We start from the raw sequence: 26,963 nt of genomic DNA, 5'->3' as shown, positions 1-26,963 counted from the left end.
ATTTTCGGCACTTCAAATAACAATAAATTTTAAGATAAAGAAAGAATGAAAGATAACGCCTTATTAAAGATTGCAAAAGATTTTGGAAGTCCTGTTTATGTCTATGATGCTGAAAAAATAGAATTTCAGTACAAACGATTAACAAAAGCTTTTAGTAAGGTTAAACAGTTGCGATTAAATTATGCTGTAAAAGCACTTTCTAATTTATCAATACTTAAGTTATTTAACAAATTGGGTTCTAGCATAGATACTGTATCTATCCAAGAAGTACAATTAGGTTTAAAGGCAGGATTTAAACCAGAAAATATAATATTTACACCAAATGGCGTTTCTCTTGAAGAAATAGAAAGAGCTGCAAAATTAGGTGTACAAATTAATATTGACAACCTATCTATCTTAGAGCAATTTGGAACAAAACATCCAAAAGTTCCTGTTTGTATTCGTATTAATCCGCACGTTATGGCTGGAGGAAATACTAATATTTCTGTAGGACATATTGATAGTAAGTTTGGGATTTCCATTCATCAAATTCCTTTATTACTTCGTATTATTAAGAATACTAAGATGAATATCAACGGAATTCATATGCATACAGGAAGCGATATTTTAGATATCGATGTGTTTTTATATGCCAGTGAAATTCTATTTGAAACGGCTAAAAATTTCAAGAATTTAGAATTTATTGATTTTGGATCTGGATTTAAAGTACCTTATAAAGAAGGAGATATTGAAACTAATATTGAAGAGTTAGGCGAAAAATTATCTAAACGATTTAATGAATTCTGTAAGGAATACGGCAAAGATTTAACCTTAGCCTTTGAGCCTGGAAAATTTTTAGTGAGTGAGGCTGGTGTCTTTTTAGCTAACGTGAATGCTGTAAAACAAACTACTTCCACGGTTTTTGCTCAGATAGATTCTGGCTTTAATCACTTAATTAGACCAATGCTATATGGTTCTCAGCATGATATTGTAAATATTTCTAATCCTAAAGGACGTGAACGTTTCTATTCTGTAGTAGGATACATCTGCGAAACAGATACCTTTGCTAATAATAGACGTATTGCAGAAATAAACGAAGGCGATATTCTATGCTTTAAAAATGCTGGTGCTTATTGCTTTTCTATGGCGAGCAACTATAACTCTCGTTACAGACCTGCTGAAGTTTTAGTCTATAAAGGTAAAGCACATCTTATTAGAAAACGCGAAGTTTTTGAGGACATCATACACAATCAGGTAGAGATTGCTTTTTAACTTCATCTATTTGCGTTAACTTTTTGTGTATATAAAGTACTAACTAATATCAATTGCGGTTATCTTTGATTGATTTTATTCCACTTTTATATGACTCAAATTGCGCCTAAAATTATTCGCCAAATATTTGTTTTACTGCTAATCTTACTCACTGGTAGTTTGATTTTCCGTGAAATGCTTCCTTATTTGAGTGGTGTTTTAGGCGCAATTACATTTTATATACTCCTAAGGAAACCAATGAGATATTTAGTTACTCATTACAAATGGAAATCGAACATAACCGCATTAATTTTAATGTTAGCTTCGTTTGTTATTGTTATGATACCTCTTAGTGGATTTGGTATTATGTTGGCTAATAAAATTTCGAATATAGCAGCTAATAGCGAAAGAGTAATAGATGCATTTCAAGATCAAGTTGGGAAAATAAAATTTAAAACTGGTATAGATATAAATTCTCAAATGGATACTGAGGCTATTACCACATGGATATCTGATAGTGCGCAAAGTATGGTTGGCAATACATTTAACCTATTTATTGCTATAGGCTTAATGTACTTTATGCTCTACTTTATGCTTACCAACCGACAGGAACTAAGACAATCGTTGCGAAAATACATTCCCATGGACAATGATAATATCAATGAAATAGGTCGTGAAGTACAGACCATGGTAAAATCTAACGCCATCGGAATTCCGTTAGTTGCCATAGCACAAGGACTCATTGCTTTAATTGGTTTTTTAATTTTTGGTATTGAAGAACCTTTGTTTTGGTTTGTTATTGTAACAATCGGTTCTATGATTCCGTTTGTAGGTACTTTAGTAGGTATTCTGCCAGTATTTATTTTAACATTGTCCACTGGAAATAGTTTTCAAGCCTACGGTATTTTAATTTACGGGTTTGTTGTGGTAGGTTCTACAGACAATTTAATTAGACTATTTGTTTTAAAAAAATTAGATAATGTCCATCCATTAATCACATTGATTGGTGTCATTGTTGGTGTTCCCTTATTTGGTTTTATTGGTCTAATTTTTGGTCCACTATTAGTAAGTATGTTTATGGCTTTGGTTAAAATATATAAAGATGAATATGGAAAAGCCGATCAAATATAATGTGATCGGCCAATAACATTTATTATTAAACAAGTTATAGTAAATCTAAAGTTATTCTTCCTCTAACTGCGCTTTGTACAAATCTATATTTGCTTTTTGTTTAGCAGGCAATTCTGGTTCTTTAATATCTGTATATTCCTTTAAAGTGTCATAAAGAATTTTGGCAACAATATATCTTGCTGCAGGTTTATCATCTGCAGGAATATTATACCAAGGAGCATGTTCTTTAGATGTTCTGTTTAAAGCATCTTCATAATAGTCTTGATAATCATCCCAACATTTACGTTCATCTAAATCATCTGGAGAAAATTTCCAGTTTTTACTCGGTTTATTCAGTCGCCTTAAAAGTCTATTTTTTTGTTCGTCTTTAGATAGGTTTAAGAAAAACTTAAAAACTATAGTTCCGTTTTCTGCTATATGCTTCTCAAAATTATTGATTTCGTTAAAACGTCTGTCCCAAAAGGCGTCATCTACATCATCTAAACTATTGACATCTGGCATATTCTCATACATTAAATATTCAGGATGAACTCTTGTAACTAGCACATTTTCGTAGTGAGTTCTATTAAAGATACCAAATTTACCACGAGCTGGTAAGGCAATAACATGTCTCCATAAATAATCATGCTTCAACTCTAATTCCGTTGGTTTTTTAAAGCTATGAGCAACAATTCCTCTCACATTAAACTCCTTAAAAACTTCTCGTATAAGGCTATCTTTTCCTGCAGTATCCATACCTTGAATACACATTAGTACAGCATATTTGCCATGAGCATACATTGTATTTTGTATATCTGCTAAGTTTTCACTGACCGTTCTAAGTTCTCGTTCAAGCTGTTTTTTACCTACACCAAGATCAACTTTAGTCTCTAAATCTTTAATATTTACCTTTGAAGAAATTTTAAAATCCTCTACTTTAATTTTTTTCATGTTTTTATTTAATGACTTAAATATAGTGAAGATTTTATAAAATAGGGCTTGTGAATTCAGATCAACTTAATTAAAAAGAAAAAGCTGACACGAGGCCAGCTTATTCATCCCATTACGGGATTTCAAAAATGTCAATTAATTAAGGGTCTAATTATCGTAAAAAATTACTTTTTGAATTTTTGAAACATTTTCTCCGGAAATTTTTGCAACAAATACTCCAGATTTTAAGTTGTTATAATTAATGTTTTGAGAATTTACATTCGTTTCTAGAACTCTACTTTCAACCAATCTTCCTTGTATATCATATAGCTGAATCGTTGCTTCTGTACTCAACATTCCTTTTAACACTAAAGTATTTGAGTTAGGATTATTAAAAAGCACTAATGATTCATCTTCATAATTAATTAAAGACAAGGCATTGTTTACAATGTTTAAATAAAAGCGTCCTGTTCCACTCAAATCAGAAGTTGGTGTGATTATATAATCCGTTTCTGATAAAAGTGTCGATCTATTAGTAGCTGTATCTTGTAAATAAACCTGAGTACCAGAAGGTAACGTCGATGACTGAATACTAAACGTTAGCAATTCACCTGCATTAGCATGTACACCTAATGGTATAGTAACATTATTTAGATCGGCATCATTTAAAGTTTGAAGTGCTATGGGCTCACCTACATTATTCTCTAATAAATTAGAATACAATGAAAAACCATTTAAAGCTCCAAATCCTGTAATTGCATCGTAACCTACATCTAACCCTCTTGTTCCGTTAGTATTAAAATAGAAATCTGTTCTGTAGGCATCATTATCTGTACTCGCCTTAAGTTTTAAGTACGTTAATGGGCTTGTTTCATTTCTACCTACAATGAAATCATCTGAATTACCAGTACTTCTCATACCTGTTGTAAACGTTATGCTACCAGAGACATTTGGCTCCGTTGCGATAAAAAACCCTTGACCTGGCGCCAATGCTGTTGTCGCCGTAGTATTGGCTAGGTTGTAAATCGTCCATCCATCATGTGCAGCACCATCATAACCATAGACTCCAAAATAAAATCCATTATTAATGATTTGTTGGTTATCTGCATTGCTTAAAAAATCTTGAACATTTAAGTATGAAGGATATGGATTACCTACAAGATTCCATACCAATTCTGAACCTGTTTCAACTGGCGTAGTTACTGTTGTTGTTTCTATATTACCAGTAAATTTATAAACTCCATTATCAGTAGAACCTGTTCGGTAACCTATACCTGCATCTAAAGTAGATGTATCATCACTTGGCTCATAATTTACGTAGGCATCTGCTGCTGTATCAAATGGTCCGAATAAAAACGCCGGACTTCCACCAATAGTACCTGACAGAATATTAGGATTAGTTGCTCTAAAATCTCCAAATGATTGTCCTGTTAATGGTGCACTAATTAAATCATTAGAAGCAGTTGCATTACCTGACGTTGCTGCAATATTTACATGTCTCTCATAAGTCACTTCGCCATTAATTGTACCATCTAAAATTAAACTTGAAAAGCCTGTTGAATTTGACTCTAATAAAACTTTACAGTAACTATCTAAAGTTGCGCCACTTTCTATGGTAAGTCCTGAACCAGCTTCTAATTTTATATAATTCGCAGATTTAAGTCCTGCTGCTATATTCATATTTATTCCACTAGGAATAACAACATTATTTGATGCACTTGGCACACCAGAAGGCGACCAATCTGCAGCTGTATTCCAATCTGTACCAATAGCAGTTTTTGACTCTACGTAAGTTTGGAAGGTAAAATAAACGCCATCTTCTAAATCTATACCTGCTGGCAACTCCCAATTTGTCCCATTTAATGTTAATGCTGTCACTGTAGCTCCCGTTGAAAAATCATTATCACCAAGTTTAGTCACTAAACTTAAATTAGATACTACTGTAGGTATTTTTGTAGTTTCTGTACTAGAATAATCTGGCACTGAAATGTATACTATACCTACAACACCTGTTTCTTCAATATGCCAAACACGATCAAATATTTGTTTTTCGCAAGATTCTATATCTAATGCTGACCAAGATAAAGCGGCATCATTGTTTCCCCATGTCATGAAACTTAAATTTGAATCATGCTGAGTGCTTCTTGCAATTTCATCTGTATTTAAGGATACAAAGTCATTATCTAATGCAAATGTTACTAATGCATCTCCATTTCTAGATTTAGAAACTCGTTGATCTAATCCCGTGCTTTTATCTAATCCTATACCTGCTATATCATTATTGTAGCCTATATTTTGTGTAGCATCCCAAGTTACTAAACCAGATGTACCATTCCAATTACTAGCATAATAGTTTGTTGGTGTAATGTCCTGATTTAACGTAACACCATACTTTAGAGCTAGATATGATTCTATGGTCTCAATTTTTGAAGGCTCTAAGACTACATTTTCAAAATATATAATTTCAGAGATGTCTCCAGAATAGTACAAGTTGTTCGCTGCAGAATCAAAATTATTGGCTTCAGAACCATCACCAACATAGCCAAAACGTCTATTATTACTATTTAAAGCTACTGTAGACATATCCACACTAATTTCTTCTGACCCATTTAATCTTATTGAAGTTTCATTTACCTCTGAGAGATCGTAAACATATCCTCCAATTTGAGGTGTACCATCATTTGTAACTGTTGTTCCGCTAACGTCTACGATATCAGACCCAGATGGATGGTATGAAAACCCTAATGTACCATCACCACCAACGGAAGTATTAAACCACTCACTTCTATCAAAATCTAAAAATGCCCAGTTCATACTATCATATGTATTAGATACACCTGATAAATCTGAATAAGTTGTAGAATATACTGTCCATACATAAACTTGGTTTAAGTTATCTGCGCTTGTATAATTTAAGTCTTCAATAGGTAATCTATCACTATTTCCATCAAATGTAAATGTTGGATTATAGTTCATTGAATTAACATTACTTGGTTGATTAGTAGCATTAGATTGTGATAAATGATTCCTATTTCCTAATTGATTCTTTACACCATCTACAGATCCACCTACTTGAGAAACGCCTTTATCTGCTTTATACCATAATTTAGAGCCTATTGCTCCACCTGGAGCTACGTTATCCTTTATAATGTAGGTTATACGATCTCCATTGCTGATATTGATTGATGTATAAAAGTGATCTGATCCCTCTATCAATGGATATCTCGCATCACTCGAATCAAACGTATCATCGCTGCTAACTATTACATCTATTTCACTACTATTATAAGCTGATTTTGGCAATGCAATAAACACAGTACCTGTTTCTCCTACTTCTTGAAAATACCATTTTCTTTTGATTATGAATTCACTATTTGCGACGTCAAAATTTTCAACTTCAAAATTTTCGCCATTATGACCAAAAAGCAATGACGTATTTAATGGTAATTCTGTCCTTGAAGCATCACTATTTAGAGATGAATAATTATTACTAGTTGCTATTATAAGCTCTTCATTATTATTTGATTGCGCAACTTTTTGATTAATAGAGCCAAGACTACTATCATTGATAATACCTGAAACATCATTCCAATATGAAGAATTATCCCATAAAATGGTGTTCGATGAATTCACATAACTACCGATACTTTCATTTAAGGTAATACCATATTTAATCGCTAAGTAAGATTCTATTTTATGAATGTCTGTTGCTGACAAACTATTTTCTTCGTAAAAAATAATTTCAGCAATTTCTCCATCATAATTTACATTATTTGTAGTCCCGTTTTCGGATGATGCTTCTGATCCATCACCAACAAAACCATATCTATTACTCGATGTTAAAATAGGTGAAGATGTAATATCTTGAGAATAATCAATATTACCATCTAATCTCATCACAGACTCATTTGTCTCTGAAGAATTGAATATAAATGTTCCTAAATGCGCGGCATTATCATTTGATGCTGTGTTTGCTACTAAATCTCGTGTTCCACCAGATTGATAAGACATTGCTAGTCTCCCGTCTCCATGAATATAAAAGTTAAAGGTTTCACTTCTATCGAAATCAATAAACGACCAATTCCCATTATAACCAGTAGAACTATAATCGGTTTTATAAATCACAAATCCGTACAGCTGGTTTATGGTTTGATTATTAGCATAATTCAGATTAGAAATTGCAAAACTATCATTTGCACCATCAAAAGTGAACGTACTATTAAAATTTAAAGCACTACTTTGTATTGGTTTAGCGTTAGCAGTAGCTTGATAGAGTTCATTGTTTAATCCACTATCATCTAACCAAGTTAATGTTCCATCATCACTCACACCAAAGTCGCCTCTTACCCAAATAGACATGTCGGACTTACCAACACCTCCAGGAGATTGCGAAAAACTGATTAAACTGCAACTCATCAACAAGGCACAGAAAATTAAGGGTTTTAAATTCATAACGTATGTAGGTATTTAATTATTCAATTTTGATTCCATGATTATTGAAATAGTACATATCTAAGATCAATAATTCTGATGCAAAGATATCGGCTATACTCAGCTCAAATCTACTATTTCGGTAAAGCACCTTTTTAGTTACGATGAAATGCAATTATGTGTCGAGGAGTTGATTTCACCCAATTATTTAAGGCATATTCAACAGAAATGACATCAGTATTTTAACGGTAAGTTTAGACATTAATCGATTCGTCGAAACTTTCGAAAAGATGTAAAATCAATTTTATTTATGAAGTAATTCTAGACCAGATACTATTAAGGGTTGTAGTATAAGTAAATTAGGGGAAAATTTTTCTATAAAGGGAATTGATTAAAGTTAAAATATGTTTTTTACTCTAACTTTATATGAAGTAGTTATACGAATATAACACTTCAAAAGATAAGGGATTGTCTTTCATAACATTACAAAAATAGGCTATTAAATTAGTCATTAAAATTTTTGCAATATACACTTTATCTAACAAAAAAATACATTTTATCGGATAAAAAATGTATTTCATCCGATTTTAATAGCTATTTCTTTAAGACACTGATATTTGAAAACGTTACTAATCCGAAAAATTACACCTTATTTTGAAGCAAAAGCTTTCACATCACTTTCACTGACTTCTTTTTCACCCAGAATTATTAAACGTTCAACAACATTTCTTAATTCTCGTATGTTACCTGTCCAATCATAATTTTGAAGTAATTTAATCGCTTTTGCTGAGAATGACTTTTTAGCATTGCCTTGTTCCCCTGAAATCTTATCCGCGAAATAATTAATTAAAAGAGGAATATCTTCGCGTCTATCGTTTAATGCTGGCACTTCAATTAAGATAACTGCTAACCTATGGTATAAATCTTCCCTAAACTTTCCATCGGCAATCTCCTTTTTAAGATTTTTATTTGTAGCTGCTACAACTCTAACATTCACTTTAATATCCTTATCACTACCAACACGCTGAATACGACTCTCTTGTAATGCTCTCAGAACCTTAGCTTGAGCAGATAGACTCATATCTCCTATTTCATCTAAGAATATGGTTCCGCCATTTGCAGCTTCAAATTTACCGGCTCTATCTTTTGCTGCAGAAGTAAACGCACCTTTGACGTGACCGAATAATTCACTTTCAATTAATTCACTTGGTATTGCTGCACAGTTAACTTCAATCATAGGGCCTTTAGAACGATCACTTTTTTGATGTAACCAATGTGCTACGAGCTCTTTCCCTGTACCGTTTGGACCTGTGACTAAAACACGAGCATCAGTTGGTGCTACTTTATCAATCATATCTTTGATACGCGCAATACCATCGCTTTTACCAATCATTTCGTAGTTTTTACTGACTTTTTTCTTCAGCATTTTATTCTCTACAACTAATTCTTTGCGGTCTAAAGCGATTCTAACAGTATTTAATAACCTATTTAAATCTGGTGGCTTTGAGATATAATCAAAGGCACCTAAGCGCATAGTGTTCACGGCTGTATCTAAATCACCATGTCCAGAAATCATAACCATTGGTGTTTCTGGTTTAATTTTCTTTACGGCTTCTAAAACTTCCACACCATCCATTTTTGGCATTTTAATATCGCAAAGCACTAAATCATAATCCTCTTTTTTAATCTTTTCGATACCTGCTAAACCGTCTTCTGCCTCCTCTACTTGGTAGGTATCATTTTCTTCAGAGAGTATTTTTACCAATACTCTTCTAATTGCAGCTTCGTCTTCTATTATTAATATTTTTGGCATAATTATAATTTAAATTTTAATCCACTTCTAAAATAGAAGGCATTCAAGTCATTTAGTTTATAGACATCTTTTCTATCATCATCTCTCAAATGATTACTCAATAAAAAGGTATAACCGACATAAGAGTATGCTATTAAATGTTTTGTAAAACAATATTCATACCCAAGTCCTCCAATGGCAACTGAAAGTGAAATATTATCAGCAACCTTCTGATTTACGGCTATAGGATTTTGAATATTGGCAAAATAACCATCTAGACCTGCAAATGTTTGCAAGTGGCTTTTTTCGTTAAAGAAATATTTTACGTTAGACTTCGGTACACCAAGACTAAAAGACCATTTTTCATTGACACGTCTGTAATAACTCACAAATGGCAACGGAAACGGAATACCTGCTGTAGAATTATAAGTAAGTCCTAAAATTAATCGGTAAGGTCTTTTTAAATCTTCAGAATCAGTTCTGTCCTTAATTGCAAAAACACCACCATTTAAAAAGAGGTCATTCGAGGTAAGATCAGTTGTTAGCGTAGATGCAATTCTTGGTGTGACTTTTAATCCCAATCGCCAATGTTCGCTAGTTTTAAACGTATAACCTAAGCTAAAATCAATTACATGTAATTTCTCTAATTGTTTAATATTAAAAGGATAATCTTCTTCAAGATTAAGTATCATTCTATTATATTCTGCTCCAACAATGAGATAGTTTTTTTCTTTAATTTTAATAGGGTAATTAAACGAAGCTTTTAAACGAGTATATTGATCTTCTGATTTACTGCTAGGAATAAATGAATATTCTAAACGCGCCAAATCTGTTAATTGTGCTTGCGCAAGTTGCAAACAGCCAAAACATAATATGACGAGTAAAGTATAACATTTTGATAAGCGTAAATTCATTTAATCTTTCTATTTTTCTTATTTAATAATGTGTATATCGCGCTGTGGAAATGGTATGGAAATATTATTTTCTCTAAACAGTCGATCAATTTCAAAACGTATTTCGCTTTTAGGAAATTGTGCCTTGAAGCTATCCGATAATGTAAAAACCAATTTAAATTCTATAGCACTGTCTCCAAAATTTGTGAAAACCACGTTTGGTTCAGGCATAGATAACACATCATCATTTGTACTTGCGGCTTGCAGAAGTAATTTTCTAACCAATTGTACATCGCTTCCGTAAGCTACACCAACTTCCACATTTTCTCTTGTAGTAGAGCCGTTTTGTGTCCAATTATAAAGACTATTCTCTAGATACAAGTGATTGGGAATTACCAATACTTTATTATCTATAGTAACAGCTCTAGTAGTTCTTAATTTTATTTCCTCTACTCTACCTACTTTACCCTCAATTTCAATAATATCGCCTACATGTACAGTTTGATCTATTAAAATAAAAACACCAGAAATAATATCCTTAAACAACGTTTGTAACGCTAAACCAATACCTATAAGTAAAGCCGCTGAAGCAGCAAAAACAGCTGTAACATTGACGCCCACACTATTAAGTGTTATTAAAAAGATAACAAGATAAACTACCCATCTAAAATAGCCATATACCACGTTAAATTTGCCCTTATCTTCGTTAGGTAATTTTCTGGTAATGATTTTTAAAACTACCCTTAAAACTATAGTAGTTAAAAAAATTGCAGTGACAATAATGATTACATCCAAAATAGAAATACTGATATCATTACCGATATCCATATGTAAGCCTAAGAATTCCTTGGTTTTTTCCCAAATGGTACTCTCAGTAATTTTTTCTTCTATTTCAGTGAAATTTTGAATCATTAAGTTAATATTTCAACCATTTAAATAATTCCTTATAAGTTGGTTTTTTACCATACATTAAAATTCCTACTCTATAAATTTTAGCCGCAAACCACACTGCTAAAATGAAAGTCCCAATTAACAACAACAATGACAATCCTTGTTGCCAAAGCGGTACACCAAACGGAATACGCATTAACATAACAACGGGTGACGTTAATGGAATAAATGAAAATACTGTTGAGACTGTTCCATGTGGATCTTCAATAACTGTAAAAACACCAACGTAAACGGCTAAAATTAGTGGCATTAAAATAGGCAGCATAAATTGTTGCGTATCTGTTTCATTATCCACTGCTGCACCAATAGCTGCATATAGCGAGCTATAAAGTAAATAACCACCAATGAAGAAAAACATAAATGCAATTATTAAGTTGGTCATTGGCAAATTACCTATAGCAACTATTAAATTCTCAGCCATCGCTTGCGCTCCTTCAGCTTGTATCGCTTGGTTCATCATTTCTTGCTGTGGTGTTTGCACCTGCGTTAAATCAATTCCAAAAATCGTTGATACAACAACCATTAAAACACCTCCCAAGATTACCCAAATTACAAATTGAGTAACACCTGCCAAAGATGTACCAATTATTTTACCCATCATAAGCTGAATGGGTTTTACAGACGAAATAATAACCTCTATAATTCTACTTGTTTTTTCTTCAATTACACTGCGCATTATCATATTACCATAAATGATAATAAACATAAATAACAAGTAACCTGCAGCGCCACCAAATGCTAATTTTACAACATTATCTATTTTAGAACTTTTTTCACCTTCAAAACTCTCTTGCTGTATTTCTATATTAGTTTTAGAGGCTTCAATTTGTGCTATTGAAACGCCATCTTTTTGAAGCTTCATTTCTCGTAATCGTTTTTCTATTTTTTGCTCCAGTCCAGACATAATACTAAGGGAAGGTGAATCTTCTGAATAGAATTTTACATTATCCGCAAATACACTTAAAGAATCTACTTTTGCAATGTGTAGCAAGCCATAATCCTCCTTTTCCTTTACTAGAATCAATGCGTCTTCCAATTCAAGACCATTTAACTTTGTATATGTAGTGTTATCCGTATTTTGAAAAACATCTTTTAAATAACCCGTTTCATCTAAAATAGAAATGGTTCGTTGCTTATCATTATTTAATTGAGATAAATAAGCGACTACGGCAATTAGAGCAATCATTATAAGCGGACTTAAAAAAGTCATAATCACAAATGATTTATTCTTCACCTTTGTGAAATATTCACGTTTTATAATTAATGGTAAGTGATTCATCCTTAATTATTTTTTATTGTTTGAATAAAAATATCACTAGCAGAAGGTATAACTTCTACAAAGTGATGCACTTGTGCTCTAGATGTTAAAAATGAAAGTAAATCGTTGGGAGAATTGTGTTCTCCTAACTTAATATTTAATTTAATATCATCATTTAAATTTCTAAATGTTGCCGGAAGCACTTCAAATTTATCCTGAATTTCAGCAAAAACTCTATCCTTATCTAATGACTCTAAACCTACCTCAAAAGTATTTGTCTTATTTTGACGTTTAATGTCATTTAACTTTCCGTCTAAAATTTTGTTAGATTTATGTATTAATGCAATATGGTCACATAATTCTTCCACAGACTCCATTCTATGTGTAGAAAAGATGACTGTTGCACCTTCCTCTCTTAATTGTAAAATTTCGTCCTTAATCAGATTTGCATTAATAGGATCAAAACCAGAAAACGGTTCATCAAAAATCAATAATTTTGGTTGATGCAATACAGTAACAACAAACTGAATTTTTTGAGCTTGCCCTTTACTTAGTTCTTGTATTTTTTTGTTCCACCAATCTCCAATTTCTAATTTTTCGAACCAATACTTTAATCGCTTTTTAGCCTCAGTCTTACTCAACCCTTTCAATTGTGCCAAATACAGACATTGTTCACCAACTTTCATAGACTTGTACAAGCCTCGCTCCTCTGGCAGGTAACCAATATCTCTAATATGTTCTGGTTTTAATGGCTGACCATCTAAAAGAACAGTACCTTGATCTGGCATTGTTATTTGGTTAATAATTCTTATTAACGTGGTTTTACCTGCTCCGTTTGGACCAAGTAATCCAAATATGCTACCTTTTGGCACAGCAATAGATACTTCATTTAGTGCTTTAAACTTTCCGAAATTTTTAGAAACGGAATTAGCAACTAACAAGTCATTCATACAAAACTAAATTTTAGGGTTTGGTTATTACGTAAAGATATTAAATGTAATAGATATTGAATAATTATACCATACAATTTGTATTAAATTTAATTAATCAAAAATAGGTCTAAAAAATAATTAGTTCTGATAATTGTATTATGAAGAATATACACTAAATCTAACGAACCGAAGCATAAATTATTGATATTTATAGTAACGACTACAAAAACAAAACCCACCCTTATGGTTAGACAAGGATGGGAAAAAATTGCTATGAAAAAGAAAAATTATCGCCAATTATTATTAGCGATAATTCAAATATAGTATTTTTTCTTAAAAAGAAGCCTATTATGAAAACATATCTTTTACTTTTTCAAAAAAAGATTTATCCGAGCTTTCTGGTTTAGGCTCAAAATGCTCATCTTCTCTCATGCTTTCAAAAAATGCTTTTTGTTTTTTACTTAAAGTCTTTGGTGTCCAGACGTTTACATGCACTAACAAATCACCTTTTCCGTAACCATTAATACTTGGTATTCCTTTACCTCTTAATCTTAAGATTTTACCAGACTGAACACCTGGTTCTATTTTTATTCTTACTTTACCAGTAACAGTATCTATTTCTTTAGAATTTCCTAATACAGCATCTGGTAAACTCACATACATATCGTAATGTAAATTATCGCCTTCGCGTTTTAATGTCGCATGCTCTTCTTCTTGTATAGCAACCAATAAATCTCCGGCAATACCATTACCTGGTGCGTCGTTACCTTTTCCTGTAACTTTTAATTGCATACCATCAACGACACCTGCTGGTATTTTAACAGTAACTGTTTCTTCTGATACTTTTAACCCTTGTGCATCTGCATCTGAAGGTTTTTTATCAATAGACTGACCGGCTCCACCACATGTAGGACAAGCTGCAGAAGTTTGCATACGACCCAAAATAGTATTGGTAACTCTAGTCACTTGACCAGTCCCATTACAAGTTTCACACGTTTTATAAGTTGTATCTGGCGCTTGTATTTTACGTTTTACTTTTATTTTCTTTTCTACGCCATTAGCAATATCTTCTAAAGATAAAGTAACACGAATACGCAAATTACTTCCTTTAACAACACGTTGTCTACCGCCTCCACCGAAGCCACTGAATCCACCTCCTCCAAAGCCACCTCCGAAAATATCTCCGAATTGACTAAAGATGTCATCCATATTCATTCCGCCTCCACCGAAGCCACCTCCACCATTACCGTCAAAGGCTTGGTGACCAAATTGATCATAACGTGCTTTTTTGTCAGCATCACTTAAAACTTCGTAAGCTTCGGCTGCTTTCTTAAATTTTTCTTCAGCACTGCTATCATCAGGATTTTTATCTGGATGATATTTTAAAGCCATCTTACGATACGCCTTTTTTATCTCTCCTGCTGTTGCACCTTTACTTATGCCTAATACTTCGTAATAATCTTCTTTCATCAACTTAATTTCTTCGTTTCACAAATATTTGGAACTCGTATTATAGATTTTATTGCCCTATAACGACTTTAGGAAAACGAATTACTTTATCTCCCAATTTGTAACCGTGTTCTACAACATCAATAATTTTTCCTTTTAAATCGTCTGATGGTGCTGGGATTTGCGTAATTGCTTCATGATCATCAGCGTTAAATGTATCACCTTTGTTCACTGCTATTTTAGAGAGTCCCTTCTGTTCTAAAGTGTTTACCAATTTATTGTATATCAATAAAACACCTTTTCTTAGCTCTTCTGCCTCTTTATCGTCTTCAATATGCATCAATGCACGCTCAAAGTCGTCTAAAACAGGTAACATAGAAACCATTACATCCTGACTAGCAGTTTTAAACAATTCTATGCGCTCTTTTGTTGTACGCTTTTTGTAGTTTTCAAATTCAGCAAACAATCGCATAAATTTATCCTTCTCTGCAACCAATTGATCTTGCAATTGCTCCTCTGGAGAACGTTTTTCTTGAATTTCTGCATCAGCCTCTGCTGTTGTTGTAGCCTGATCCTCAACTTGTGGTTCTTCTACTTTTGTATTCTTATCTTTTTTACTCATTTTGAGTTCTATTTAAATCTTTGATTTAGAATTGGCAAAAGTACTGCCATTATTATAAAAATGTCAAAATGTCATTAACATTTTTTTATCATAATTTCACCTTACTATTACCTACCTTTGTTTAACATTAACTAACTCATAAAAAAACATTGATATGAAAAGCCAATTTTTTAAAATTTTTACATTAATTACTATAATAACATTTGTAAGCTGTGGAGACAAAGCTAAAGAAGCTGAAACAACGAAGGCTGAAGAAGCTGCCGTTGCTGAAGTCTCAGCTACAACCTATAACGTAAACACTGAAGAATCTAGTATTAGCTGGAAAGGTTTTAAGCCAACCGGTTCTCACTTTGGAACGATTGCAATATCTGAAGGTACTATAGATATTAACGGTGAAACTATTGAAAGTGGAAGTTTTACAATTGATATGAATAGTATTGTTGTTAGTGATATTCCTGCTGAAGAAGAAGGTAACGCTAAACTTGTTGGTCATTTAAAAAATGCTGACTTTTTTAACGTTGAAAAACACCCAACAGCTAAATTTGAAATTACAGGTATTGAAACTGTAGAAGGCAAAACCATGCTTTCGGGAAATTTAATGATAAAAGAAGCTACAAATAATATCAGTTTCCCTGTAACTACAGAAATTAAAGATGATATGATTGCTCTAACTAGTGAAACCTTTACTATTGACCGTTCTAAGTGGAATGTTGAGTATGGTTCAAAATCATTCTTTGATAATTTAGGAGATAAATTTATTAATGATGATATTGAAATGAAGGTTACCTTAACGGCAACAAAAGCTTAAGCATAATTATATTTATGTTGTAAAGAGAGAGCAGTCATTAAATGGCTGCTTTTTTTTTGTTAATATTTAACTTACATAAATATAAACTTAATAGCAGCGATCATACCAATAAAACCTATAAAGGCAAGTAGAATCCAAATAGTACCTTTATAATATTTTCTATGTAGTTTAAGATCTTTACGATACTGGTAACCTACAATAATTACGAAAGCTATAAAAAATAATATTCCAAAAATCAATTGACCAGTACTAAACATCTTCTTATTTTTATGCAAAAATAGGAATTAAACCAACAACTATGCAAGACAAAATTAATGCAGTTAAAGCTTTTCATACAGCTTTTAAGATAGGACATCGCGAAACTCCAAAAGCAGACCTTGGTCTAGACAAAAACTTATTGCGTTATGAACTTATGCGAGAGGAAAACGAAGAATATCTAGAAGCAGCAAAATCCAATGACTTGGTTGAAGTCGCTGATGCATTAGGCGATATGCTTTATATTTTATGTGGTACTATTATAGAACATGGTATGCAGCACAAAATAGAAGAAGTTTTTGAAGAAATACAACGCAGTAATATGAGTAAATTAGGCGCTGATGGTGAACCAATTTACCGAGAAGATGGCAAAGTTTTAAAAGGCCCAAACTATTTTAAACCCAACATAAAAGAGATTTTAGAATCATAGAAAAAGCAGCCATTTGGCTGCTTTTTTTTATGTAAGTATATATCTAAAGAGCGTATTATTTAACTTCACGTCTCCACCCATGTTTATCTTCAGATACATTATACTGTATATTCAATAAAGTTTGTTTAAACAATTTAGCATAAGAATCCTCTGCTCCAACACCAGAAATTTCAAATAATTCCTCATTATGCTGAAATGCAGAAATCTCACTGATTACAGCTGCTGTACCTGCTCCAAATACTTCTTTAAGACTGCCAGCTTTTGCAGCTTGCTTAATTTCATCAACTTTTACTTGTCTTACTTCGCAGGTAATTCCTAAATCTTCAGCTAATTGAATAATACTCTTACGTGTAATACCATCTAAAATACGATCACTAACTGGTGCGGTAATCAACTTGTCATTCACTCTAAAAAACACATTCATTGTTCCTGCTTCTTCAAGATATGAATGCGTATCAGCATCTGTCCAGATTATTTGCTGAAACCCTTCCTTCTGCGCTAAACTTGTAGGATAAAATTGTGCAGCATAGTTTCCAGCCGCTTTTGCAGCACCAACACCTCCATTTGCAGATCTACTAAATTGCTCTGCAACCAATACACGTACTGGTGAGTTATAATACGATTGTGCTGGTGAACAGATAATCATAAAACGATAAGTATTTGCAGGTGAAGCCGAAATAGCTGGTTCGGTTGCAATTACAAAAGGGCGTATATATAACGAGTTACCAATTCCTGGTTTAATCCAATCATTATCTAATTTTAATAAGGCTTCTAAACCTTCAAAAAAATAATTTTCAGGAAAAGCAGGCATGGCCAAACGTTCTGATGATTTATTTATTCTATCAAAATTCTGCTTTGGTCTAAAAAGAAAAACTTTTCCATCATTATCCTTATAAGCTTTCATACCTTCAAAAACAGCTTGACCATAATGAAAAACCCGAGCAGACGGCTCAAAAGTCATCGCTTGGTAGGGCATAATTTTAGGTGCTTGCCATTCGCCATTTTCGTAATCACAGACAAACATATGGTCAGTAAAAACTTTTCCAAAATCTAGTTTACTAAAATCTACACTATTAATCTTTGTAGTTTCAGATTTTTCAATGCTAATATTCTGTGTCTGAATAGCCATAATTAAATGATGTTTAGCAACAAAAATACATAATCGACAGCGTTAAAAAAAAGTAATATTCCTTAAAATTGTTTAAATTTACAAATCGATAATTATTCAATAAAAAATCTATCAATAATGAAAAAAATAATTTTACTATCCGCAATTTGTTTCGCCCTGTTTTCATGCAAAAACGAAACTAAAACTGAGGTTGACACTAGCGAAGAAGCTACTAAAGAAATTGCCTACGCATCTTTTGGTAAAGAAATCACAGATAATGATGCACTTTCTCCTGAGCGAATGATGGAACATTACAAAGGTTTAAAAGTTGGCGACACTATTAATTCTAAAATGAAAGGGGAAATAATTGAAGTTTGTTCTAAAAAAGGGTGTTGGATGACTATTGATGCTGGTTCAGAAGAAGTCATGGTGAAATTTAAAGATTACGGTTTTTTTATGCCTTTAAATGCTGAAGGCGAAGTTGTAATTCACGGTAAAGCTTTTGTATCTGAAACTTCTGTTGATGAATTAAGACATTACGCAGAAGATGCTGGAAAATCTGAAGAAGAAGTAAATAAAATAACAGAACCTAAGTTTGAATACCGTTTTGAAGCAGATGGCGTTTTATTACAACAATAAATATCTCAGTTTATTTTTATTTTCATTTCTACTCTTAATAAATTGTAAAAACGAGGAAAAAGTAGCTGAATCAACTACTAAGAAAGTGGTTGAATACGATATGTATCAACCTTCTGAAATGGCGAATTTCATGAATGCCATGTATGCTTATAACCAACAGTTAAAAGCACAAATTATAGCTGGCGAAACACCAACGCATTTGCCTTTGGATTTAGCTAAATTACACTCGGCAGAAATGACTGATAAAAAAGGCAGAACAGCTGCTTGGAATAGTTTTGTAAATGTATTTATTGAGTCGCAACAAACCATTATAGATACCATCTCTAACGTAGATTTAAAAGAACGTTACAATGCATCAATTAATAATTGTTTAGGTTGCCATAAAACAGAATGTACAGGACCAATTCCAAAGATTAAAAAACTATTGATTCAATAAATTGAAACGAAAAATAATTACCACCTCAGATGGTTCTAAAACCATTCAAATAGAAGATTGGAACGAGCAATACCATTCCATTCATGGTGCCATACAAGAAGCAAACCACGTATTTTTAAAACATGGTTTGCTTTTTTATTCTGAATTTGTTTCAGAATCTAAACCCATTTCCATTTTAGAAATTGGTTTCGGCACAGGTCTCAATGCGTTTTTAACCTTGATTGAAGCCGAAAAATTGAAGTTAAAACTCAATTATACTGGTGTTGAAGCCTATCCTGTTCAGCTTGAAGAAATTAACCAGCTTAATTATGTGGAATTAATTTCTAAACCTCACGAAGCCGTTTTTAATAAATTACACAGTACGTCTTGGGAAACAACACACGATATCACTCCAGATTTTAAATTAGAAAAACAGGAAAAATTCTTCAAAGATATCACAGCTGTCAATGCTTACAACATCATTTATTTTGATGCTTTTGGTGCTCGCGTTCAACCCGATTTATGGACCGAAGATATTTTTAAAATAATGTATAACGCCTTACAAGACAATGGTGTTTTAGTAACGTATTCTGCTAAAGGAAGTGTAAGACGTGCTATGCAAGCTGTTGGTTTTATTGTTGAGCGCTTACCTGGACCTCCTGGAAAACGTGAAATGTTACGAGCCCAAAAAAAGGGCTCGTAACATTCAGCGACATGCAATGAGCTAAATGTTGAGAGCAACGAAACATTCAGTGAGCAAATAGCGAGCTAAATGTTAAAAGCAATGAAACATTCAATGAACGAATAGTAAATTAAATGTTGAGAGCAACAAAAAAGAGTGAATAGCATTCAGCAATATTTGTATAAACATAAATTAACCTTATCGTCACTTCGAGTAAAATTCCCTTTTTAGGAATTTGTATCGAGAAGCTATTCTATTAACAAGGTTCTCGATACAATTTTTTCGTACTTCAAAATCACTCGAACTGACGGAAACGTATGCATTAATATTTCAAACGTTAAATCCTAACTAAAACACTTACAGAACCTTTACACCTTTCGTATCTTTACATAAAAAAGAAAATGACCGTTTTAATAACAGGTGCAACAGGATTAATAGGACAAGAAATTGTAAAAAAATGTCATACAGAAGGCATTAATGTACATTACTTAACGACTTCAAAATCGAAACTTAGTACAGCAGACAATTACAAAGGTTTCTATTGGAATCCCAATAAAAACGAAATAGACCACACTTGTTTTGAAGGTGTTACTGCCATTATTAATATGGTTGGTGCTTCTATTTCTAAACGTTGGACAGAGGATTACAAAAAACAAATCTTAGAAAGCAGAACAAAAACTGCGCAACTGCTTCAAGACACCATAAAAACACATAGTTATAAAATTGACCATGTGGTTTCTGCCAGCGCTATTGGCATTTACCCAACGAGCTTGGTTAATTATTACGAAGAAACAACTATCGAAATTTCAGATTCATTTTTAGGTAAAGTGGTTAAAGAATGGGAAGCTGCAGTGGATGGATTTAAAGCTTTAGGTTGTAAGGTCGCCAAGATAAGAATTGGGTTAGTTTTAGCCAAAGATGGTGGTGCATTACCCGAAATTGTAAAACCCATAAAGTTTGGTGCTGGTGCGGCTTTTGGTAGTGGAAAACAATGGCAAAGCTGGATTCATGTTAAAGACTTAGCGTCACTCTTTGTCTTTGCGGTACAACAAAATTTAGAAGGTATTTATAATGGTGTCGCGCCTAATGCGGTTACTAATAAGGAACTGACTAAACTTGCTGCTAAAGTGTTACATCGTCCGTTGATTTTACCTAATATTCCAAAATTCGCTATGAAATTAGTTTTGGGCGAAATGCACATTCTTTTATTCGAAAGTCAACGTGTCAGTTCTCAAAAAGTAGAAAATGAAGGTTTTAATTTTCAGTATGTGAATTTGAAACCTGCTTTAGAGGATTTGTTGGGATAGATGGTTGACAGTTGACAGTTGACAGTTGACAGAAATTGATAAATAAAAAGAGGCAAATATCACTATTTGCCTCTTTTTTATAATTAGTATTTCATGTTAGTCTTCAATCCAACCCATAATAGCATTGGCTACAAATCTAGGTTCTGGTGGTAAAGCATAAATGTCTTTTTCGTAATTTTTATTGTATGGCGAAATATTCATAATATTTCCATCTACAACCAAAGTACTACTTCCTCCTGGGTCAAAGCCCATTGCTTTATCCATTCCGTATTTTAATAGAATATCTACCATGTCAAAATGCGTAGCACCTACAGATTCTCTAATACGACCGTTTACCATCAACACCATTAATTTACCTTCTTTGGTAATACCAACCGCAATTTTTGGACCTCTCATATCTGTAAAATCCAAACGTGCTGCTTGTGTTTTAATAGAATTGGTGGTTTTCCAACCTTCGTCTTCCATATTTAGAATTTGATGGCCTTCCTCTATTAACATTGGTCCTGCTTCAATGGCATAAGAAATCTCATCCCATTTATAAGGATTTTCTTCTGGTTCTAATAATTGAATTGATAACGGCTTACCTTCTTCAAACATAGTTTCTGAAAATAAAACTTCAGGAATAGATAATGTAATTCCAACAGGAATCACTTTTACATCTTCTTTAGGCTTTGTTTTTATAATTTCTTTTACCGTATTGCCTGCAGTTCTAACAATTACATTTCCGTTGCCTTTGTAGGTTTCTTCAGTAAATGATAAATCGTAAAAACAAGGTTCTGTTTCGCTATGTGTATTGTAATGAGCACTCGTAAATGTTAAGTCTTTTTCGTTTCCTTTAACGGTTAAACCCGCTTTACTATTCACTTTTCTAATATCTACATCGCCATTTTTATAAATGATAAAAGCAGGCTTATTAAAAAGTGGTGGACAAAACACTTTGTTATCCATAATTAGCAAACCTAAAGGCGAACCAATGTAGGTTTCTGGTAGTCCGAGTTTACCAACCAATTCCGGATTTAAAATATAACCACCATTCCAAGCCAATTCAATTTTATTTGGGTTTTTGCTTTTCTTCTTGTACTCTTTTACAAGTGCTGGTACATTTTTTGGTTCTTTATTAGCAATATGTGCCGCGAACTTCCAATGGTGTTTTTTAGTATCTATTTCTGCCAAAACACCACTCCAAGGCAAACCATCTTCATACACGCCTCCTGCATACGATGATTTTACTTTCTCAACGGTTTTAGATAATTTTAAGTCTTCTTTTATTTGAAGTAATAATTTTTCAATTGGTGTACCGTTTTCAATTGCATCTTTAGTGACGATACTCAACAATTCCTTTTCGCTTAAGGTGTCTTTTAAATCTTGATATAAATCACTTTTAAGTACATCATCAAAATCTTTTGCGGTTTGTATTGGTGTAGGATACGCTAAGGTTGTACGCACACCTGCTGGTACAAACTGAATGAAGCCACTACCTTTAGGAATTCCCATGATTTTAGCCGTCATGCCATACAGCACTTTTCCGATATGAAAATGGTCAATTTCAATAATATCAGTCATCATTGCAGCCGATTCTCCATTGGTAATTAAGAAGCCATTCGCCTCTTTAATATCTCGTAAAATCTTGATGGCTTTTGGTCCCATTTGTGGAAAATGCACACCTTCTGACCATTGTTTGGTTTCAATTATACGAACAACACCTGCTTTATACAACAAGCCTAATTCTGGCTCTTTTCCGCTTTCTAAATAGTCTTTAATATCTGCACTAGAGAACCATTTTGTAATTCTAGCTTCGTGAATAAAAATGTAAACTTTTTCTAACTTATCTACATTGGCATCCAGTATTTCTGATGTTAACTCTTGCTGTATGGTTAAATTTAATTGTGCACGAATTGGTTGTAGTACAAAATACTCTAATTCATGCTTAATATAACGACCAGGAAAATACCCTTTAGGCACATTCTTTTTTAAATTCTTGGTTAAAATTTTACGGTCATCAATACCTAAATATTTACTATTGGTTAATTGAAAAAGGGCTAATTCCCAATCGGCAAAAAACTGTGGCGCTAAGGTTAAATCTGGTAAATGTTCTGGTTTAAAAACATCTGTATAAATCATATTTACCAAACCTGTAATTTCTTGAAGCGTAAAGGCCTGATATGCATAAGACTTCTTATTTCTATGACGATAGGCCAAAGCATGGTCGTGACGAATAGAAATTTCGCCATCTACGTATTTAAAAATATCATCAATAGCATTGTAATATTTATGAATCACTTCAAGATTGGTATTTACCAAATCTGGAATATCATTTTCCATGGTTCTCGCATAACGCATCACACGACCTTTTACCAATTGTTCTTCAACTCTAAAGAAACTTGGGTCTATCAATGATTTTAAATAATGCATAAAAGACAAACGACCATAACCAGGTAAATAATGTCTTGTTTTTTTATTGAGAATAGCATTAAGGTCATCGTTTTCAAAATCTACAGACGCTTTGTATTGTTTCAATAAATTAATCACTTGCGGATTATCTTCAATTGAAACCGACACCAATTGATAATACATACGTTTTAAAATATAACGTATGTTTTTCTCTAAGGCTTCTAGGCTGTAACGCTTTTTAATAACGCTTCTATTATGCGTTACATCTACCATTCTGTTCTGTGGATAAAACACGTGGTCGCAAATACGTTCTGCCAATTTCTTTGGTACTTTAGACCCTTTAAATTCTAAAACATTAAGACGAAGCGACTCATCTAAATGTCTACCAATGACCTCATCATATACTTCTCTTGGCTCATATTGTCTACAGAAAATTGGTGTTCCGCAAGCTGCAGCTTCTATAATTGGTAAACCGCGTCCTTCGGTTTGACTTGGTAATAAAATAAGTGAAGCCACATCAAAAAGCTGCTTAATATCTAATGGTTTTTTATGCTTCTTTTTAAAATCGTTTTTATCGAATTCACTAAATAAAAACCCAAGTAATACACGCGATTTAAATTCTTTAGGAAGGTCTTTTAAGAATTTTTTGAAATCCTTTTTTAAGTCGTGATAATAGTTTTGCTGACCATGCGGAATTGGTCCTGAAACAATTAAGGACAACTTTAATTGTGGATTAGTAATGAATTTTTCAGCAAAAGAATCATAAGAAAATAAACGTTTAATGAGTTTAAAATTCAACTCAATAGACTTTCTACTAATGACACGTGTAGGTTGTAAAAAGACGATGTTATTGTTTACAAAATCGAATTTTTTAATGGTTTTATGACCTAATAAAATAGGCTTTAAAGACCTTTTACTTTCGGTATGATGTGCCGCTGTATGTACTGTAATTGTCTCCTTTTTATTGGCAAAAATAGTAGAGACTTGCATAAACGCTTTAATAATATCGCGCTTACTCATGGCATGCAATTTGGTATCTACTGCTGTACCTAATAAGGCTACGTTTGCCGGATTATGACCATTAACATTGATTAAATGGTCTTGCTGAATTCTGTTGATATTCACGTTCATCCAAGAGCGACTTTCCCATGGATAAATGGTTTCTATAATTGAGAAAAATTCGCCAACATGTGCATTGTGAAAAAAGAAATCTCTTGGTCCTTTTTTAAGGCCTTTCTTTTTAATTTCAACGTCTCTATTACCACCTTCCCAATAAAAATCATGATTATTATTAATCACAGGAATGCCTAAATATTCTGAAATTAAAACCGTTGCTAATGCCAAAGACACGTTACCAGGATTAGAACAAACATTAATAAGGTATAACATGGAAATGTTATTTTCCTCAATGTAACTTCCTAATTTTTCTACAAGCACTAACACCTCAGCCCAAAACTTACCAATAAGATTATTGTAGGCTTCACTACCACGTTCCATTTTAATTTTAAAGAAATCCTCGTACAAAGGCCAAGCATCAAAAGCTTCCATTTCTGGAATTACTTTTTTGAAGGCCGTTTTTGGAATTAACTCATCTGCTTCCTCTTTTATTTCGCCTGCAATAAAATGTACCGGAATATTAGGATAGATATTTTTGAAGGTTTTGGCATACTTTTCAGTTTCAACTGTAATACCATCAATGGTAAAATAAAAGGTTAGGAATGCGATACCTCCTTTTTCAATATGCGAATCGAAAGTGGTCACATTGCCTTTAAAAGCAGAAGTTTTTTTCTGCTCTTTAAATTTATCCATAAATAAACCTAAATCAAACCAGGTATTTATTTTTTCATTTTTAAGTTCATTTAATATCGTTGTAATTTTTGTTGTTGTCTTATCAGTCGTCATGTTTTAATTCTTAAAATGTAAATAATTGGCTTAACTTTTCTTCTAATACTTCATACGAAAAGTGTTTTTTACCAATTTCGAAATTATATTCTCCAATCTCAATACAACGTTTTGGGTTGTAAATTATATCAGACATTTGCTGCACACTTTCTGGCGTGAGATTACCATCTGAAATCATTACCGTTTCAAAACCTTTGTTCCCTATATCTTGACTATAAACCGGTTTGTAATCATTTACAAAAATTGGTTTTTTAGCTAAAACAGTTTCTACAAAGGCATTACCAAATCCTTCATACGTACTAAAATAAGTCGCTGCTCTTCCGTGTGCATATACATCAGATAAATCTTTATGGTCTAAAACCTTATGTGCTGCAAATATGACTTGGCTCGATAAATTTAAATCGTGAATTTGGTCTATTAACTCATTATAATAGGTCTTATTTTCATCGTCATTATTATTACCAGTAATAACTAATTTTAGTTTTTTATCGTTTAGTTGGTCTATTAGAGAAATGGCTGTTTCAATCCCTTTTCGTCTTACAATACGCGTCACTTGTAGTAGCGCAATTTCATCTTTTAGAACACCAACATCTCTAAGAAAAAACTCATTTTCTGGTGTTGGCACACCATATACACGATTAAAGTCCATAACATTTGGCACCAACGTGGCATCAATATCAAAACGATTTTTAAAGGTTTCTACACCAAACGTATTAATAACCGCATGCTTAACTCCTGGTAATAATAAAGGGAAATTATCATCTACATATTTATTAATTTCTGGATGTACAGAGACGTAACGTTCGCCGCGCTCCCAATGAAAATCATGGTCGTGTGTTACAATAGGTAAACCTGTAGATTTAACCAGTTTTTTAATGGCAACTCCCATTGATAAATGGCAAGGTAAAGCTGAGGCATTTTCCGAGAGCAACACTTGTATGCGTTTTTCTAAAACCCAAGCTTCCATTGCTTGATGAATTTTATTTGAAGCATCCTCAACGTGACCTAGCAAAGGATAAGGGTCATCGTCTGGCTCAAAAAAGGCCTTACGTTGTCCCCATTCTGCTTCAACGGAAAAGAAAGATAAAGGTGGATACAGGTAATCGTGGTCGTAATCCATTTCCCAGGATTCAAATTCGCCAGACATAATAAAGACTTCATGTCCTAGCTTTTTTAATACATCTATCCATTTTTCGGTTTCGAGCGCTACACCATCTACACCTCCAATTCTTCCTATAATAATTCCTATTCGCATATGTTATCTAAAGTTTTGAGTTCTTTAAATATAGCGAATTGAAAAGTAGATTAAAAGGTTTTGAAGTGCTGTATGTATAGATTTATGACTTCAAAAATTTAAGTGATATTTAATTATGTGTACTATAATTTAGGTCGCTTATCTTAACGAAATGATAATTTAGAAATTCTAGA

The 26,963-nt window shown here is 32.9% G+C and carries 20 protein-coding genes; 8 read left to right on the top strand and 12 right to left on the bottom strand.

What is annotated here, in order from left to right; genetic code table 11:
* The first annotated feature begins 45 nt into the window (after positions 1–45).
* Together lysA and Q0891_RS05430 are read left to right on the top strand one after the other, a co-directional pair.
* Positions 46–1,251: a diaminopimelate decarboxylase gene (gene lysA / locus Q0891_RS05435; protein WP_299099504.1), complete on the top strand. Its 1,206-nt coding sequence runs from the start codon at positions 46–48 to the stop codon at positions 1,249–1,251.
* Between the two features lie 90 nt (positions 1,252–1,341).
* On the top strand, positions 1,342–2,361 hold the full coding sequence (locus Q0891_RS05430) for an AI-2E family transporter (RefSeq protein ID WP_299099502.1): 1,020 nt from the start codon (positions 1,342–1,344) through the stop codon (positions 2,359–2,361).
* Between the two features lie 51 nt (positions 2,362–2,412).
* Here Q0891_RS05430 and Q0891_RS05425 read toward each other — a convergent pair whose 3' ends face one another.
* The 9 genes from Q0891_RS05425 to Q0891_RS05385 form a co-directional block, all read right to left on the bottom strand.
* Positions 2,413–3,291 (bottom strand): PPK2 family polyphosphate kinase, encoded by an 879-nt coding sequence (locus tag Q0891_RS05425; protein WP_299099500.1) that lies wholly within the window; start codon positions 3,289–3,291, stop codon positions 2,413–2,415.
* A gap of 147 nt (positions 3,292–3,438) precedes the next feature.
* On the bottom strand, positions 3,439–7,722 hold the full coding sequence (locus Q0891_RS05420) for a T9SS type A sorting domain-containing protein (RefSeq protein WP_299099498.1): 4,284 nt from the start codon (positions 7,720–7,722) through the stop codon (positions 3,439–3,441).
* A gap of 628 nt (positions 7,723–8,350) precedes the next feature.
* Positions 8,351–9,514 carry a sigma-54 dependent transcriptional regulator gene (locus Q0891_RS05415; RefSeq protein WP_299099496.1) on the bottom strand — a complete coding sequence of 388 codons (1,164 nt, stop codon included), beginning with the start codon at positions 9,512–9,514 and terminating at the stop codon, positions 8,351–8,353.
* Positions 9,515–9,516: 2 nt separating this feature from the next.
* The gene (locus tag Q0891_RS05410) at positions 9,517–10,407 is read right to left on the bottom strand and encodes a DUF6268 family outer membrane beta-barrel protein (protein ID WP_299099494.1); all 891 of its coding nucleotides are present in this window, start codon (positions 10,405–10,407) and stop codon (positions 9,517–9,519) included.
* A gap of 18 nt (positions 10,408–10,425) precedes the next feature.
* The gene (locus Q0891_RS05405) at positions 10,426–11,298 is read right to left on the bottom strand and encodes a mechanosensitive ion channel domain-containing protein (RefSeq protein ID WP_299099493.1); all 873 of its coding nucleotides are present in this window, start codon (positions 11,296–11,298) and stop codon (positions 10,426–10,428) included.
* 4 nt (positions 11,299–11,302) lie between these two features.
* Positions 11,303–12,616 carry an ABC transporter permease gene (locus Q0891_RS05400; RefSeq protein ID WP_299099491.1) on the bottom strand — a complete coding sequence of 438 codons (1,314 nt, stop codon included), beginning with the start codon at positions 12,614–12,616 and terminating at the stop codon, positions 11,303–11,305.
* Between the two features lie 2 nt (positions 12,617–12,618).
* Positions 12,619–13,545: an ABC transporter ATP-binding protein gene (locus Q0891_RS05395; protein WP_299099489.1), complete on the bottom strand. Its 927-nt coding sequence runs from the start codon at positions 13,543–13,545 to the stop codon at positions 12,619–12,621.
* Between the two features lie 330 nt (positions 13,546–13,875).
* Positions 13,876–14,997 (bottom strand): molecular chaperone DnaJ, encoded by a 1,122-nt coding sequence (gene dnaJ / locus Q0891_RS05390; protein ID WP_299099487.1) that lies wholly within the window; start codon positions 14,995–14,997, stop codon positions 13,876–13,878.
* A gap of 49 nt (positions 14,998–15,046) precedes the next feature.
* Complete coding sequence (locus Q0891_RS05385; protein ID WP_299099485.1) at positions 15,047–15,598, bottom strand: nucleotide exchange factor GrpE; 552 nt, start codon at positions 15,596–15,598, stop codon at positions 15,047–15,049.
* A gap of 154 nt (positions 15,599–15,752) precedes the next feature.
* Between Q0891_RS05385 and Q0891_RS05380 the strand changes: the two genes are divergently transcribed.
* Together Q0891_RS05380 and Q0891_RS05370 are read left to right on the top strand one after the other, a co-directional pair.
* Entirely contained in the window at positions 15,753–16,406 is a 654-nt protein-coding gene (locus Q0891_RS05380; RefSeq protein ID WP_299099482.1) for a YceI family protein, read from the top strand.
* A gap of 298 nt (positions 16,407–16,704) precedes the next feature.
* Entirely contained in the window at positions 16,705–17,091 is a 387-nt protein-coding gene (locus tag Q0891_RS05370; protein ID WP_157362990.1) for a nucleoside triphosphate pyrophosphohydrolase family protein, read from the top strand.
* 55 nt (positions 17,092–17,146) lie between these two features.
* Here Q0891_RS05370 and Q0891_RS05365 read toward each other — a convergent pair whose 3' ends face one another.
* On the bottom strand, positions 17,147–18,220 hold the full coding sequence (locus tag Q0891_RS05365; protein WP_299099478.1) for a branched-chain amino acid aminotransferase: 1,074 nt from the start codon (positions 18,218–18,220) through the stop codon (positions 17,147–17,149).
* A 117-nt stretch (positions 18,221–18,337) separates the two neighbouring features.
* On the opposite strand from Q0891_RS05365, the gene Q0891_RS05360 reads away from it, so the two are divergent.
* The 4 genes from Q0891_RS05360 to Q0891_RS05345 all read left to right on the top strand — a co-directional run bounded on the left by Q0891_RS05360 (position 18,338) and on the right by Q0891_RS05345 (position 21,242).
* On the top strand, positions 18,338–18,838 hold the full coding sequence (locus tag Q0891_RS05360; RefSeq protein ID WP_299099475.1) for a DUF4920 domain-containing protein: 501 nt from the start codon (positions 18,338–18,340) through the stop codon (positions 18,836–18,838).
* Positions 18,816–19,274 (top strand): hypothetical protein, encoded by a 459-nt coding sequence (locus Q0891_RS05355; RefSeq protein ID WP_299099473.1) that lies wholly within the window; start codon positions 18,816–18,818, stop codon positions 19,272–19,274. The genes Q0891_RS05360 and Q0891_RS05355 overlap by 23 nt, the downstream gene beginning before the upstream one ends.
* A 1-nt stretch (position 19,275) precedes the next feature.
* Positions 19,276–19,956, top strand: a complete 681-nt coding sequence (gene mnmD, locus Q0891_RS05350) for a tRNA (5-methylaminomethyl-2-thiouridine)(34)-methyltransferase MnmD (protein WP_299099472.1) — start codon at positions 19,276–19,278, stop codon at positions 19,954–19,956.
* Positions 19,957–20,336: 380 nt separating this feature from the next.
* Positions 20,337–21,242, top strand: a complete 906-nt coding sequence (locus Q0891_RS05345) for a TIGR01777 family oxidoreductase (RefSeq protein WP_299099470.1) — start codon at positions 20,337–20,339, stop codon at positions 21,240–21,242.
* Between the two features lie 96 nt (positions 21,243–21,338).
* Here Q0891_RS05345 and Q0891_RS05340 read toward each other — a convergent pair whose 3' ends face one another.
* Together Q0891_RS05340 and Q0891_RS05335 are read right to left on the bottom strand one after the other, a co-directional pair.
* Entirely contained in the window at positions 21,339–25,535 is a 4,197-nt protein-coding gene (locus Q0891_RS05340) for a phosphodiester glycosidase family protein (protein WP_299099468.1), read from the bottom strand.
* A 10-nt stretch (positions 25,536–25,545) separates the two neighbouring features.
* Positions 25,546–26,790: a glycosyltransferase family 4 protein gene (locus Q0891_RS05335; protein ID WP_299099466.1), complete on the bottom strand. Its 1,245-nt coding sequence runs from the start codon at positions 26,788–26,790 to the stop codon at positions 25,546–25,548.
* Positions 26,791–26,963: the final 173 nt, after the last annotated feature.

Origin of the sequence: uncultured Winogradskyella sp. (assembly GCF_947498005.1) — a bacterium.
In the GTDB taxonomy this organism is placed as follows: Bacteria; Bacteroidota; Bacteroidia; order Flavobacteriales; family Flavobacteriaceae; genus Winogradskyella.
The sequence above is the reverse complement of the archived record's forward strand: the minus strand, read 5'-3'. Positions and strand labels throughout refer to the sequence as shown.

Bases quoted from the DNA above. Each gene is read 5' to 3' on its own strand.
- lysA (WP_299099504.1), top strand. From the start codon at position 46: ATGAAAGATAACGCCTTATTAAAGATTGCAAAAGATTTTGGAAGTCCT.
- Q0891_RS05430 (WP_299099502.1), top strand. From the start codon at position 1,342: ATGACTCAAATTGCGCCTAAAATTATTCGCCAAATATTTGTTTTACTG.
- Q0891_RS05425 (WP_299099500.1), bottom strand. From the start codon at position 3,291: ATGAAAAAAATTAAAGTAGAGGATTTTAAAATTTCTTCAAAGGTAAAT.
- Q0891_RS05420 (WP_299099498.1), bottom strand. From the start codon at position 7,722: ATGAATTTAAAACCCTTAATTTTCTGTGCCTTGTTGATGAGTTGCAGT.
- Q0891_RS05415 (WP_299099496.1), bottom strand. From the start codon at position 9,514: ATGCCAAAAATATTAATAATAGAAGACGAAGCTGCAATTAGAAGAGTA.
- Q0891_RS05410 (WP_299099494.1), bottom strand. From the start codon at position 10,407: ATGAATTTACGCTTATCAAAATGTTATACTTTACTCGTCATATTATGT.
- Q0891_RS05405 (WP_299099493.1), bottom strand. From the start codon at position 11,298: ATGATTCAAAATTTCACTGAAATAGAAGAAAAAATTACTGAGAGTACC.
- Q0891_RS05400 (WP_299099491.1), bottom strand. From the start codon at position 12,616: ATGAATCACTTACCATTAATTATAAAACGTGAATATTTCACAAAGGTG.
- Q0891_RS05395 (WP_299099489.1), bottom strand. From the start codon at position 13,545: ATGAATGACTTGTTAGTTGCTAATTCCGTTTCTAAAAATTTCGGAAAG.
- dnaJ (WP_299099487.1), bottom strand. From the start codon at position 14,997: ATGAAAGAAGATTATTACGAAGTATTAGGCATAAGTAAAGGTGCAACA.
- Q0891_RS05385 (WP_299099485.1), bottom strand. From the start codon at position 15,598: ATGAGTAAAAAAGATAAGAATACAAAAGTAGAAGAACCACAAGTTGAG.
- Q0891_RS05380 (WP_299099482.1), top strand. From the start codon at position 15,753: ATGAAAAGCCAATTTTTTAAAATTTTTACATTAATTACTATAATAACA.
- Q0891_RS05370 (WP_157362990.1), top strand. From the start codon at position 16,705: ATGCAAGACAAAATTAATGCAGTTAAAGCTTTTCATACAGCTTTTAAG.
- Q0891_RS05365 (WP_299099478.1), bottom strand. From the start codon at position 18,220: ATGGCTATTCAGACACAGAATATTAGCATTGAAAAATCTGAAACTACA.
- Q0891_RS05360 (WP_299099475.1), top strand. From the start codon at position 18,338: ATGAAAAAAATAATTTTACTATCCGCAATTTGTTTCGCCCTGTTTTCA.
- Q0891_RS05355 (WP_299099473.1), top strand. From the start codon at position 18,816: ATGGCGTTTTATTACAACAATAAATATCTCAGTTTATTTTTATTTTCA.
- Q0891_RS05345 (WP_299099470.1), top strand. From the start codon at position 20,337: ATGACCGTTTTAATAACAGGTGCAACAGGATTAATAGGACAAGAAATT.
- Q0891_RS05340 (WP_299099468.1), bottom strand. From the start codon at position 25,535: ATGACGACTGATAAGACAACAACAAAAATTACAACGATATTAAATGAA.
- Q0891_RS05335 (WP_299099466.1), bottom strand. From the start codon at position 26,790: ATGCGAATAGGAATTATTATAGGAAGAATTGGAGGTGTAGATGGTGTA.